This window comes from Acinetobacter sp. ANC 4654 (assembly GCF_002135425.1).
GTDB lineage: Bacteria > Pseudomonadota > Gammaproteobacteria > Pseudomonadales > Moraxellaceae > Acinetobacter > Acinetobacter kyonggiensis.
This window is the reverse complement of the sequence record NZ_NEGL01000007.1, coordinates 226,176-239,016: the sequence shown is the minus strand read 5'-3', so window position 1 is coordinate 239,016 and position 12,841 is coordinate 226,176. Positions and strand designations below refer to the sequence as shown.

The following is a 12,841-nucleotide window of genomic DNA, read 5'->3' as shown; positions in this document are numbered from 1 at the left end:
GTTTTGTACCCACCAATGTTCCTGCTTTGGCTTTATTGTACCAATTTGAAAGGGTTTGCATTGAAATGCCAAGTTGTCTTGCTGTTTCTGAGACATTACCATTATTGGACTCAATAGTTTTGATCGCTTCAGCCTTAAATTCAGCTGTATAATTTTTTTGCTTTTTGCTCATGGTAAACTCCTAATGAGTATCTATAGTTTACCAAGTTAAAGCCTACGTTTTTTTCAGCACACATCACCACGTCAATGAGCAGTTATAAAGTAGTAAAAAATGCAGTAAGATTCTCTCTTACTGCATTTTTTTGTTTAGAGGTTTTAGTTTTCCATCTTTATTTATGCGCTTACCTACTATAAAAAATGGAACTTACACAAACAATTTACAAGCTCGCTAGTTTTTATTTAAATAAAAAGACCGATTCTAGTGTAATCACTAGAATCGGTCTTTTTTCAACGCTAATAGATCTGTTTCAACGCTTAATATTTCCAGAACATGTCCTGAATTTGCTTAGCATCATTGGTTTTGGTTAGTGCTAAAGCAGCCAAAATTCGGGCTTTTTGTGGGTTTAAATCATGTGCAGCAATCCAACCATATTTATCATCAGGCTGTTCGGCATTCCGAATGATAAAACCTTGTGCTACACGTGATGAACGGACAATTTGAATACCTTGCTCATCGTGCAGTTTTCTTACTTCTGGCACCAGATAATTCGCCATAGAACCATTGCCAGTTCCTGCATGAATAATCGCTTTTACACCAGCTTTGGCAAATGCTTGGTATGCATCAGGGATCATAGAATCTGAACCATAGACAATTTGAACGCTAGGTAACGCATCACCCTGAATTTTCTCAATATAAAACTCGGAATTATTGGTATGCTTTTTCACTGAACTTCTGAACCAATACGGCTTACCTTCAACTAAAGTACCCAAAGCTCCCCATTGGCTCACAAAAGCATTGGTATGAATATTAATGCCTTTGGTCACATCTCGTGCGGCAAAAATCGAATCATTCATTAAGACCATTACACCTTTGTTTTTAGCTTCATCCGAAGAAGCCAAAGCAACAGCGCTATATAGGTTTAATGGACCATCTGCCGACATTGCAGTCGAAGGTCGCATAGAGCCAACCAGTACAATCGGTTTATCAGTATGTACCACTAAATTTAGGAAAAAAGCTGTTTCTTCCATGGTATCCGTACCATGGGTAATGACTACACCATTCACAGACGGTTTCTTTACTAAATCATTGACTTGACGCGCTAAAGATAACAATTCTTTATCAGTAATATTTTCAGATGCAACTTGCAGTGCCTGTATTCCTGTCACATTCGCCAGATCATTTACTTGTGGTACCGCTTTGATCAGTGCATCAACTGGAACTTTAGCCGCGCTATAAGTTGCACTATTGGTTGAACTTGCACCTGCACCTGCAATCGTTCCGCCGGTAGCAACCACTACGACATTATTTTTTGCGTAAAGTGACATGGATGATGCCAAAAGGGTGAGTGCCAAACCGCATGATTGGAGAGTTTTACTTATCATTAACCAGATCCTAGTTCTTAAATTCCATTAACAACAATGTTTGATTTGTGCAAACATTGACAATATTTAAGTTCCTTTAATGAATACTGTCATTGGCATTTTGTATATTTTCTTAATAATCTCCATGCAAATTTTGCATAGAGAAATAGATTTTTGCATTTTTAATTCTGATCAATTTTCGATAGATTCTGCCAACACCCCTAAGTTAAATGGATATTTGGCTTGGATGAAACAAAATCAAAACATTTTATAAAACAATAAGATGTTTTTATCGATTTTAGGGTATTAAAAGGAAGTTTTTATGGATCAGAAAAAACTATTAAAATTTATTCTAGTTGCTATGGTTTCTGGAATACTAATTGGTTGGCTTTTTCATAGTAATTTGAGTACTACTCAAGCTGAAAATATCGCATCATATTTTAAAATTCTTACAGATATATTCTTAAGATTAATTAAAATGATTATTGCCCCATTGGTCTTTGCAACAATTGTTTCAGGGCTAATCTCAATGGGTAAATCATCATCATTGGGCTCGATTACGCTTAAAGCCATGAGCTGGTTTATTGGTGCATCTCTCATCTCTTTGCTTTTAGGCATGGGCATGGCAAACTTATTACAACCTGGTGCAGGAATGAATCTTCCAATTCCTACAGCACCTGTTGATGTAGGTATCAGTGCAACCAGTTTAAATATACAAGCCTTTATTACGCATATTTTTCCAAAAAGCTTCGCCGAGGCGATGGCGAATAACGAAATCTTACAGATTCTAATATTCTCTATTTTCTTTGGTTCAGCCTTAGCCTATGTGCATCATCAACAAGATGAAGGTACGGTCATTGCGAAAATTATTGATGAATTGTGCCGTGTCATGTTCCGTATTACTGATTACGTTATGATGTTTTCTCCTATTGCTGTTTTCTCGGCAATCGCTTCTGCAATAACCTTAAAAGGGCCACAAATCATTATCGACTATAGTGTTTTTATAGGCGAATTTTATGCCAGTCTTTTCATTCTCTGGGCTGTGATTATTAGCGTTGGCTATATCTTCCTGAAAAAAGATGTATTCCGTTTGCTTAAGACCGTTCGTGAACCTGCGGTATTAGGTTTTGCAACAGCAAGTAGTGAATCTGCTTATCCAAAATTAATGGTAGCATTGGAAAAATTTGGTGTACCAAAGCGTATTATCAGCTTTGTACTGCCATTAGGCTACTCATTTAACCTCGATGGTTCAATGATTTACATGTCTTTTGCAGTGTTATTTATTGCTCAAGCCTATAACATTGATTTAAGTATCTCACAACAAATCGTGATGTTGCTTACACTGATGATCACGAGTAAGGGTATTGCAGGCGTTTCTCGTGCATCGTTGGTGGTGATTGCTGCAACATTAGCGATGTTTAAACTTCCAGAAGCGGGTATTTTGCTGATTCTTGCAGTAGATCACTTCTTAGACATGGGACGTACAGCAACGAATATTATTGGTAATAGTGTTGCAACGGCTGTCATTGCTAAAACTGAAGGTCATAAAGCAGAGGAAAGCGAGATCGTTTTGGTTCAACCGCTTACTCCAACTGAACAGAATAATTCTATCTAAACATTAAACTCTCCCAGTTAGATAAAAAAACACCACATAAAGTGGTGTTTTTTTAGTTGAGACGATTAAAATCAGACCGTTGCAAAGTTCTTTATGCTAATTATAAAACGATAGTTTTAATGTAATAATGAGGATGAACCAAAAAATAAGCGTTTTTAAAATTCGTTATGACCTCTGTACAGGAGCATCGAAAATAAGGCATGTGGTTTCGCATACGCATATAACTTTCCATCAGGGCCTACTATTCGTCCTTTAGCAGTCGCTGTTTGGCATCCGACATGGACGATTTTCCTTCTGCTCGTACAAGAGGTGTTGCATCTGTCAGTGCCCGTACCATATTCACTTTGAGTTCGAGAGTGGTATAAGCCTTCCCCGCAGGGAGTGTGGTATGAATAGCGCAAGCAACAGCAGAATCAAGTAAAGTACAAAACCAGCCCCCATGTACACTCCCTAATGGATTGTAATGTTTGCGTTGAGGTTGGCCTTGAAAGACTGCAATGCCATACTCCATATGCACAGGAATATAGTCGAGCGTTTCTCCGATTGGAGGTGAGGGTAGCTCACCAGAAAAAATAGCCTCAAAAACCTCTAATCCTGAGCGTTTTGTCAACTCAGCTAAATGTACAGCATCAGGTGTACCTAAGCGCAGACGAATTTCTTGTTCAGTCTCTTCCCATTGCTTGATAACATCCGTTATTTCCATGTTTAAGACTATTTTTAATCACTTAAATTTGAGTTTGTCTGAGAATGTTAACTATTTGTGATCTAAGCAATAATGATTTGATGCTTTACACCACTGCTTAATATGGGTATTCGGTTTTGATCTGGAGTTGTAATTCGACTAACAGAATCTAACAGTTGGATTTGATCAGGTGACAATACAACATCGATGGCATGTAAATTACTTTCTGCTTGCTGTAAAGATTTTGGTCCGATAATAGGAATGGTTCCATGTGTACCTGCCCAAGCAATCGCCACCTGATCAGCAGATACATTTAATTCACCAGCAATTAAAAGCACTGCATCTAAAATTGCTGTACGTTGAATCGAGTTTTCTTGCTGAAAAACCTTACCGCCAAAACCCGCTTCACGTCCTTTTTCACCCTGACGATATTTACCTGTGAGCATCCCACCACCTAAAGGTGACCATGTCACCATCCCTAATCCTAGTGCTTGAGAAGCGGGAATTAAATCTGCTTCAGGTTCACGATAGACCAAACTATGCTGAAATTGTGCCGCTGCAATTGGGACTGTATTTTTCAGTTCCGCAATAGTTGCTGCGCGAGATAGCCGCCATGCTGGAAAGTTGGATAGTCCTGCATAGAGAATTTTTCCCGCGCGTGACAAATCTTCTAGTCCTCTTAGAATTTCTTCACTAGGAGTAACATCATCAGGGTGGTGTACCCAGTACAGATCGATATAATCCGTTTTCAATCTGCGTAAACTTTGCTCGACCGAATAGAGCATAGCTTTGCGACTATTTCCTTTATTTAATTGATTTGCATCAGGTGAAGCACCATCAGAAAATTTGGTGGCTAAGACAATCTCATCACGAATTTTTTGTAATAAGTCACCCAGAATTTGCTCAGATTGTCCAAATTGATAGACATCGGCTGTATCTATGAAATTGCCACCTGCATTCAGATATTTATCCAGTATTAATTTAGCTTCTTCAGGTGAGGCACCATAACCCCAGCCTGTGCCGAAGTTGCCAGTACCTAAAGCAATTTGTGAAACCTTTAAACCTGTTTGACCAAACAATTGATAATTCATATTTATCTCCGATCTTATTCAGAAACCTTTAAGACGATTTTACCTTTTGCTCGTCCAGTATTTACATATTGGAAAGCATCTTTAATCTCACTAAATTCATAAGTCTTATCGACGACTGGATTTATTTTCCCAGACTCGACTAATTTCGAAATTTCAGATAACTGTTGACCATTTGGCTGCATAAACAAAAATGCGTAGGTGATACCTCTTTTTTTGGCTTTATTGCGAATTGACCAACTTAAAAGCGGAATAATATATTTCAATAACCAGTTGGCTTTGATTGCCTCGGCAAAAGCACGGTCAGGTGGACCAGAAATACTAATAATACGACCACCACGTTTAAGAACATTTAGTGACTTTTCTAAAGTTTTTCCACCTTGTGTATCTAAAACTACGTCATAGTCTTTAAGTTCTTGCTCAAAATCCATAGTTTTGTAGTCAATAACAATGTCTGCACCTAATGCTTTGACCCAAGGAATATTTTTCTCACTTGTCGTGGTTGCAACAGTTGCGCCTAAATGTTTGGCAAGCTGAATCGCAATTGACCCGACACCACCAGAACCAGCATAAATCAGTACTTTTTGACCTGCTTTAACTTTCGCAATTTCGACCAAGGCTTGCCATGCAGTCAACGAAACAAGAGGCAGAGAAGCCGCAAGTTCCATAGAAATATTTTGCGGTTTAAGCGCCAGTGAAGACTCTTGAATGACCGTATATTCGGCAAAAGCACTATTGTTATCTGTCTTGGCATACACTTCATCACCAATTTTGAACTGAGTAACATTTGCTCCAACTTGAACCACTGTACCTGCAAAATCATTGCCTAAAATAAAAGGAAATTGAACGGGCAGAATTGCTTTAAATTCACCTTCCAAAACTCTTAAGTCGAGTGGGTTAACACTTGCTGCATGAACTTTAATGAGTACATCATTTTCTGTTAAAACTGGCGTGGATTGTTCGCCCAGTTGTACATCATTGATATTGCCGTAACGGTTAATGTAGGCTGCTTTCATATTAGGACCTCTATTTTTTGAATTTTGTTTTAACGTTTTATAAGTATCATTAAACTTTCAAGCTGCGTTGAATTAAGGTGTCAAAGACTTTTACAGGAGCAAAGCATCGAAGGGCTTTTAAGTGTCTTGCTGCCTTGCCTGAGGTATAGCGGGGTAATATGTTTTGACTATTGATGACTGTTAAAATGGTCTTAGCAACAACACTTGGATCATCTGACTTATTAATTGATTTTATCATTTGTTGATGTAGCTTCTCACGAATGTGGTCATACGCTGAAACTTTTGCATCTGCTTCAAGTAAGTTTATTCCTAATGAGGTTTTGGTGTAAGCCGGTTCAATCAATGAAACGCGAATGCCTTGAGACCTTAACTCGTGATCTAAAGACTCTGAATAACCCTCAAGTGCATGTTTTGAAGCAGAATAAAGCGCCCCAAACGGTGTTGGTAAAAGCCCTAAAATTGAACTGATATTTAGAATAAGTCCAGATTTCTGTTCACGCATCACAGGAAGTACCGCACGGATCATTCGGACAGCACCAAAAAAATTGGTATCAAAAATAGCTTGAGCTTGTTGCATCGAACTTTCTTCAGCACCAGCAGGTGCAATGGCAAATCCTGCGTTATTGATCAGTACATCAATATGTCCTTCATTTGCTATCACTTTTTCGATGGCTTGAGAAACAGAATCTTCTTGATTTACATCTAATTCAATCAAATGAAACTTATATTTCGATGCTGTATTTGCACATCGACTCGTACCATAAACAATAAAACCTGCTTCCTGTAAAAGCTCTGCGGTTGCTAAACCTATACCAGAAGATGCACCTGTAATCAGAACGACTTTAGCAGTCATACCATGTTCCTTATCTAATAATATGGGGTCACTGCTTGAACAGTTCCTCCTCGTTTTTATTATCATAATCTAAAAATAAAATAGTTACTACTAAAAAGATAGTGACAGGGTGTTTTTTGGCGAGTATAGTACGTATTAAATAAGTACTGACTGTAAATATGTGCTGTTAATCTCAATAGATTGCTCATAAAAAACAGTTAAATCAGTTAAATGAATAGAATATGAGTAACAAAACGAATGAAATTTTTATTAAATACAGTTGCTATGAGTTTGACGGCGATATCTATTTTTAATGCTCCTCTAACTCAGGCTGAGGTTGTGCCATTGGTTTCTTTTAGTGAACCATCAATTCAGGCACATAAAGTGTTATCAAGTGCTGTTAGCAATTCGCAAGCAGGGCAAAACGCTCAACAAGATACGAATTGGAAGAATGTACCGACTCAATTTATTCGTGCAGGTGACGTTAACTTCGCTTACCGAGAATATGGTCAACAGAACGGTGGAACACCTGTCATTTTCTTAAATCATTTAGCGGCTGTTCTAGATAATTGGGACCCACGAATTATTGATGGAATTTCGGCTAAACATCATGTGGTGGTGTTTGATAATCGTGGTGTCGGTGCTTCTACTGGTGAACCCGCCCAGTCGATTGAGCAAATGGCAGACGACGCGATTGCTTTCATTCAAGCAAAAGGCTTTAAGCAAGTTGATTTATTTGGCTTCTCGATGGGCGGCATGATTTCACAAGAGATTGCTTTGAAGCAGCCGAGTCTAGTTCGAAAAATGATTTTGTCGGGAACTGGCCCTGCGGGTGGTACAGGCATTAGTACCGTAGGACGCATTTCAAATTGGGATTTAGTCCGTGGTATGGCGACTCGTCAAGATCCTAAAGTTTATTTATTTTTTACTCGTACAGACAATGGCAAAGCTGCTGCAACAGCATTTGTGCAACGAATTAATGAACGAACTGAAAATCGCGATAAAGAAATCACGATTTCTGCATATCGTGCCCAGCTTAAAGCATTAAAAAAATGGGGAAATAAGAAACCAGCTGATCTTTCTATCATTCAACAACCCGTATTAGTAGCGAACGGTGATCATGACCGAATGGTGCCAACAGTAAATACTTATGATTTGGCAAAATGTTTACCGAATAGCGCACTCATTATCTATCCAGATGCAGGTCATGGTGGAATATTTCAGTTTCATGATGATTTTGTAAAACAATCCCTCACGTTTTTAGCTCAATAAATTTAGATCCAATCAGATATTTAAAAATTAGGACAATCAAGATGACCGCAATTACACACCAAACCGCTGAAACACAATTTATAAAAGTAGATGGATCCAACTTTGCTTACCGTAGATGGGGAAACTCAAATACTGGGCAACCGCCTTTATTTTTTCTGCAACATTTCCGTGGTGGTTTGGATAATTGGGATCCATTCATTACCGATGGATTAGCAGCTGGGCGAGAAGTTATTTTATTCAATGGTCGCGGTGTCGCTTCATCAACTGGTCAGCCACGCACTCGCATTGAAGATATGGCTGATGATGCAGCAGCGGTGATTCGTGCATTGAATTTAAAACAAGTGGATCTACTCGGTTTTTCATTGGGTGGATTTCAGGCACAGGATTTAGTTCGCCGTCATCCCGAGTTGGTCAGAAAATTAATGCTTTTGGGTACAGGACCACGAGGTGGAAAGCCACGTGGTGATGATCCAGATGTACCTGTTTTAGTCTTGAAGCATGCCACCAGTGCTGTACCTTCTGAAGAGGACTTTCTGTTTTTATTCTTTGGCCGATCTGAAGCTGCTATTCAAGCAGGTCGTGAGTTTTGGCAACGTCGACATCAGCGTAAAGATCAGGATCAAGCGAGTTCAGTCGATGTGATGCAGGCTCAGATTGAAGCCAATATGCATTTTTTATCAAAGCTTGATGAACAAGATCCATTTGCACATTTACGTGAGATTAAACAGCCGACTTTTATTCTCAATGGTGTGGATGATGTGATGATTCCGACCATCAATGCCTATCAGATGGCACAGAATATTCCAAATGCACAGCTGTTTATTTATCCCGATGCTGGACATGGCGCACAGTTCCAATATCCAGAACGTTTCGTTAAGCATGCAATACAGTTTTTAGATGAGTAATCGATCAGAATTTCCTAAGTATCTTTATATATTGATGAACTGAGAGCTAAAATAATGAAATTTAAATTATTACTGTGGATGCTGACGAAGCTATTACAACGAGCTGTGAAAAATAATCCAAAATGTGCTGCTTACGTGAAAGATAAAAATGTCACATTTCAAATTCAAACGGCAAGTGGTGAAGGGCGTTATTTTGAAGTCAAAAACGGCAAGATAAAGTCTCATGCTGGACGAACCCAATCCCCAAGTTTTACCTTTATCTTTAAAACAGGTAGTAAGGGTTTTGCAGTGTTATCAGCTAAAGATAGTGTCAATACGTTTCTAACTGCTCTTAGAACAGAAGATCTTGTGATTACTGGAAACTTTGTTGATGTAATGTGGTTTCAAAGTTTAGTGGACTTTATTCAATCTCATTCTAAATCACCTTCAACTGTGTGAGCGAAGCGCATGACTCATTTGCAATTAAAAATGAATCAGCCTTTGACTTTACCGAACGGTGTGGTGATTCTAAATCGTTTGGCTATGCGACGCAGCGTACTCGAATAAAATCATGCGCCACTCGTTGAACCTATCAGCATAAAAAAGCACTCATATTGAGTGCTTTTTTAGCTTTATTCAGTTTTTTGGTGAATAGTTCGAGTGCCAATTTCGGCTCCCGTCACTTGATCAATCACGATAGGTTTAATTTCAGTCCCTTGCTCAGCATCAAGGAATATAGGCATTTTTTCAGGATTTTCAAACGGTTTATGCTTACGTCCCCAAGCTCCAATCACAAACAGAACTGGTAGAAAATCTTGACCAGCTTGAGTGAGTACATATTCTTCACGTGGAGGATGTTCTGAATATTGTCTTTTTTCAAGTAACCCTTCATCGACTAAAACAGATAAGCGTTTAGTTAGCATTGTGGGAGCAATGCCTAAGCTTTTACGAAATTGATCAAAACGTGTAAAACCAGCATGGGCATCACGCAAAATTAGCATACTCCAAGCATCACCAAGTACGGACAGGCTTCTTGCAATTGGACAGATTTCAAGGCTGGTATTTTTGCTCATAAGAATTAATAAATTTAAAAGTAACTACTAAATTGATAGTATCATATTTTGATATTCTAAACTATTATTTAGAGGTGAATTGAAGCAAGCAATAAAACTATCTGTATTAACCCCCCAATTAAAACGGACAGAAAAGAATGATAATTTAATTACAACTTCTTTGGATAACTTTGGGAGTTGTAGTTAAGTTGTATTTTTTATTTTCTGGAAAAAATAATACTTTAACCATTAAGTAATATTCTTAGACAAAGTTTTTTAAGAGATTGACAAAACTTACAATAATTAATTAGGGGATAATAGTGCGTATCGAAAAAGTTAGAGTAGAAGGATATAGGTTTATTGAAGATATTGAGATTGTATTAGAAAAAATTCGACTTTTAAATCCTATTATTTTTAGGGGGGATTACCATGTAATTGGAAAATTACTCAGTGAATTGTTTAAAACAGTGGCTACACCAACGGCTACAGAGGCTGATCAAGAGTTAGCGGCGAAGTTAAAGGAGCATGCATGACTTTGAACTCTTCAAAAGAAATCTACACTTAATTCCTAAAGATGCCTTTGTCTTGGCAGATAAAGGTTACCAAGGAATCTATGATATTTACGCAAACAGTTTAATTCGGCTTAAGGCAAAAAAGGGTGTAAATTAGATCCAATTTTGAAAAAATATAACCGTGAAATCAATAAAAGAAGAATAGGCGTAGAGCATGTGTTTGGTGTACTCAAGACCTTTAAAATACTTGCAGAACGATACCGAAATAGAGAAAAAAGGCTTGGTTTAAAATTCAATTTGATCGCTGGAATTTACAACATAGAACTGTCTAAAAAATAAAACCAACAAAAATATTTTTTTACATCAAGCTGGTTTGTTATGATCAGTAATTAATAGGTCTTTATTTATTTTAAATATATAACAGCATATGAAAAAGATTTTAATTCATAGTTCAAGTTTAGATCAGCCTACGCTATCTACATATACGCATTTGTCACAGAATGCCGAATCGACTTTGGAGTCCACACTTCAGGTTATGAACGAACTTGTGCGCTGGATGGTAAAATCTGGCATTGGCTATGTGGAGTTTTCTGCTGCTTTGCGTTCATTGTTTTATAATGAAGCAATTAAGGAACTTGAGTATTTAAATCAGAAAAAAACAGATTCATCGGTAAGTTTGCTGTCAGGATTAAACAGACGTGATGTAAGCGCTTTACGTGTAGAAAATGGTGGTGATCATCAGATTATTCCTGCTACTTATATGGATGTTTTATCAAGCAGTGTCCCTGCGCGTGTTGTTGCTTTATGGATACATCAAGATTTAAGCAATATTCTGCCGATTTCGGGAGAAGAAAACAGTTTTGAATATTTAGTTAAACAAATATCCACAGAAAAGCATCCCCGTTCAATTTTACTGGAATTAAAACGTATTGGTGTCATTGTAGAAGATGGTGAAAATGTCATATTACAAACCAACAGTTTTACACCTTCACCTGAAATGGATGAAATTAAACAGTTATTCACTGCGCATATTGTGAGCCATTTAGCAGCGGGAATTCATAATATTATTGAAAAAGATAATAAATTTTTAGAGCAAGCGCTTTTTGCCAATGAGTTAACCTCTGCATCGGTAGAACAATTGAAAAAGACCAGCATGAAATTATGGAATGAAATGTCAAAACAGGTTTTGGCTGAAGCGCTGGAATACTGCAAACAGGACGAAGGTCGTAAAGATGCGGTATTTAATTTTAGATTAGGGGTATTTCAGCATGATATACAGGAAAATAAATAAATACTTTATGAGGGTTGCACGATTATTGGGTCTTGATGAAAAAGATGCTTAACCTAAGAATAATAACAATATTATTTCCCATAAAAAGATTATTTGATAAAATGTCGAAAATGAACATTTCTTAATTTAATCTTATTTCTTTACTTCTACTAGTAAGTATCCCCATTCAGGTGAGATCAATGTTTGATAACCGTGCCTATGCTTTTATTTTTTGCATATTGTTTTTAACTGGATGTGGGGAAAATTTTACAGTTGGTGGCGTCAGTCTAGGGGGGTCTGGTACAGGTCTAGGAATTCCTGATAGTGGTCCGAAGGATGGTGTTGAAGATCCAAATGGTTGGGAATTTTATTTGAGCAATTCAATGATTAAGTTACAAGAATTCCCAACAGATCCAGATTGTGCAGGGGTGAGTCGTACGATTCAGTTTGAAAATACAAATACAGGAAAACTCATTCCTGAAGGTACTGATGTTATTTTTGCTGCAACTTCTACGATAAAACCAAATAATGCGGCTGTAAAAATTATTGTCCGTAATCTAACAGATAAACCAATTTTAGAGCATCTTCCTGCATGTACAGCGCCAATAAAATTGTTAGATCAAGATGGAAATGTGGTGGTTGGTCAAGGTGCAAATTTCAATTGTTCAGATAATGAAAGTGTTCATCTTTATGCCGCTGGGGAATGTAGAATTTTCCGTTATGAATTCAGTTTGCCGCAAAAAATTTCGACTTGGACGTTAAATTACAATACTCGATATACGGGTGTTGATAATGTTGAAATTAATCAATGCCCTTCTTTATCATTTGATATGAATGTTGACGAAAGGAAGAGTAATGGCATGATGGGTGAGGCACCTGTAATTATTTTTCCAGGTATGAGTAATCCTTCACCTTGTGATTCAATATTACCTTAATAAATTTTTAGAAAATTGATTTTGAAGACCTCTTTAAGGGGTCTTTTTTTTTGCCTGAAATTAAAAAAAATATGGCAGGTCACGAAGGAATAAGTTTTTTAAACGGAGTATGAAATATTTTGTTACTCATGTAAATGTGCAAATTGAACATTTATCTAATTT

Annotated in this window: 15 protein-coding genes; 8 read left to right on the top strand and 7 right to left on the bottom strand. The window is 37.4% G+C overall.

Annotation, left to right across the window (positions count from 1 at the left end; translation table 11 throughout):
• Both B9T24_RS12715 and B9T24_RS12710 read right to left on the bottom strand, forming a co-directional pair.
• Positions 1 to 172: transposase (locus B9T24_RS12715; protein ID WP_086166108.1), on the bottom strand; the 172-nt coding region annotated here is incomplete at its 3' end.
• Positions 173 to 474: 302 nt separating this feature from the next.
• Positions 475 to 1,542, bottom strand: a complete 1,068-nt coding sequence (locus tag B9T24_RS12710; protein ID WP_086166107.1) for an asparaginase — start codon at positions 1,540 to 1,542, stop codon at positions 475 to 477.
• 301 nt (positions 1,543 to 1,843) lie between these two features.
• Between B9T24_RS12710 and B9T24_RS12705 the strand changes: the two genes are divergently transcribed.
• A complete protein-coding gene (locus tag B9T24_RS12705) occupies positions 1,844 to 3,136 on the top strand; it encodes a dicarboxylate/amino acid:cation symporter (protein ID WP_086166106.1) in 1,293 nt (430 codons plus the stop codon).
• A gap of 241 nt (positions 3,137 to 3,377) precedes the next feature.
• On the opposite strand, the gene B9T24_RS12700 is transcribed toward B9T24_RS12705, so the two are convergent.
• The 4 genes from B9T24_RS12700 to B9T24_RS12685 form a co-directional block, all read right to left on the bottom strand.
• The gene (locus B9T24_RS12700; protein WP_228145718.1) at positions 3,378 to 3,839 is read right to left on the bottom strand and encodes a PaaI family thioesterase; all 462 of its coding nucleotides are present in this window, start codon (positions 3,837 to 3,839) and stop codon (positions 3,378 to 3,380) included.
• Positions 3,840 to 3,901: 62 nt separating this feature from the next.
• Positions 3,902 to 4,909: an aldo/keto reductase gene (locus tag B9T24_RS12695; RefSeq protein WP_086166105.1), complete on the bottom strand. Its 1,008-nt coding sequence runs from the start codon at positions 4,907 to 4,909 to the stop codon at positions 3,902 to 3,904.
• 14 nt (positions 4,910 to 4,923) lie between these two features.
• Entirely contained in the window at positions 4,924 to 5,922 is a 999-nt protein-coding gene (locus B9T24_RS12690) for an NADP-dependent oxidoreductase (RefSeq protein WP_086166104.1), read from the bottom strand.
• A gap of 49 nt (positions 5,923 to 5,971) precedes the next feature.
• On the bottom strand, positions 5,972 to 6,775 hold the full coding sequence (locus B9T24_RS12685) for an oxidoreductase (protein WP_086166103.1): 804 nt from the start codon (positions 6,773 to 6,775) through the stop codon (positions 5,972 to 5,974).
• A 237-nt stretch (positions 6,776 to 7,012) separates the two neighbouring features.
• Here B9T24_RS12685 and B9T24_RS12680 point away from each other — a divergent pair, with 237 nt between their 5' ends.
• The 3 genes from B9T24_RS12680 to B9T24_RS12670 are packed head-to-tail and all read left to right on the top strand — an operon-like array spanning position 7,013 to position 9,369.
• A complete protein-coding gene (locus B9T24_RS12680) occupies positions 7,013 to 8,026 on the top strand; it encodes an alpha/beta fold hydrolase (protein WP_086166102.1) in 1,014 nt (337 codons plus the stop codon).
• A gap of 41 nt (positions 8,027 to 8,067) precedes the next feature.
• Complete coding sequence (locus B9T24_RS12675) at positions 8,068 to 8,931, top strand: alpha/beta fold hydrolase (RefSeq protein WP_086166101.1); 864 nt, start codon at positions 8,068 to 8,070, stop codon at positions 8,929 to 8,931.
• A 51-nt stretch (positions 8,932 to 8,982) separates the two neighbouring features.
• Positions 8,983 to 9,369: a helicase gene (locus B9T24_RS12670; RefSeq protein WP_086166100.1), complete on the top strand. Its 387-nt coding sequence runs from the start codon at positions 8,983 to 8,985 to the stop codon at positions 9,367 to 9,369.
• A 173-nt stretch (positions 9,370 to 9,542) separates the two neighbouring features.
• On the opposite strand, the gene B9T24_RS12665 is transcribed toward B9T24_RS12670, so the two are convergent.
• Positions 9,543 to 9,983, bottom strand: a complete 441-nt coding sequence (locus B9T24_RS12665) for a winged helix-turn-helix transcriptional regulator (protein WP_086166099.1) — start codon at positions 9,981 to 9,983, stop codon at positions 9,543 to 9,545.
• Positions 9,984 to 10,282: 299 nt separating this feature from the next.
• On the opposite strand from B9T24_RS12665, the gene B9T24_RS16930 reads away from it, so the two are divergent.
• From B9T24_RS16930 to B9T24_RS12650, 4 genes are all read left to right on the top strand, one after another.
• The gene (locus B9T24_RS16930) at positions 10,283 to 10,495 is read left to right on the top strand and encodes a hypothetical protein (RefSeq protein ID WP_171264896.1); all 213 of its coding nucleotides are present in this window, start codon (positions 10,283 to 10,285) and stop codon (positions 10,493 to 10,495) included.
• Positions 10,496 to 10,639: 144 nt separating this feature from the next.
• Entirely contained in the window at positions 10,640 to 10,813 is a 174-nt protein-coding gene (locus B9T24_RS17140; RefSeq protein ID WP_228145717.1) for a transposase, read from the top strand.
• Between the two features lie 88 nt (positions 10,814 to 10,901).
• Positions 10,902 to 11,765, top strand: a complete 864-nt coding sequence (locus B9T24_RS12655) for a DUF6502 family protein (protein ID WP_086166098.1) — start codon at positions 10,902 to 10,904, stop codon at positions 11,763 to 11,765.
• A 179-nt stretch (positions 11,766 to 11,944) separates the two neighbouring features.
• A complete protein-coding gene (locus tag B9T24_RS12650; protein WP_086166097.1) occupies positions 11,945 to 12,679 on the top strand; it encodes a hypothetical protein in 735 nt (244 codons plus the stop codon).
• Positions 12,680 to 12,841: the final 162 nt, after the last annotated feature.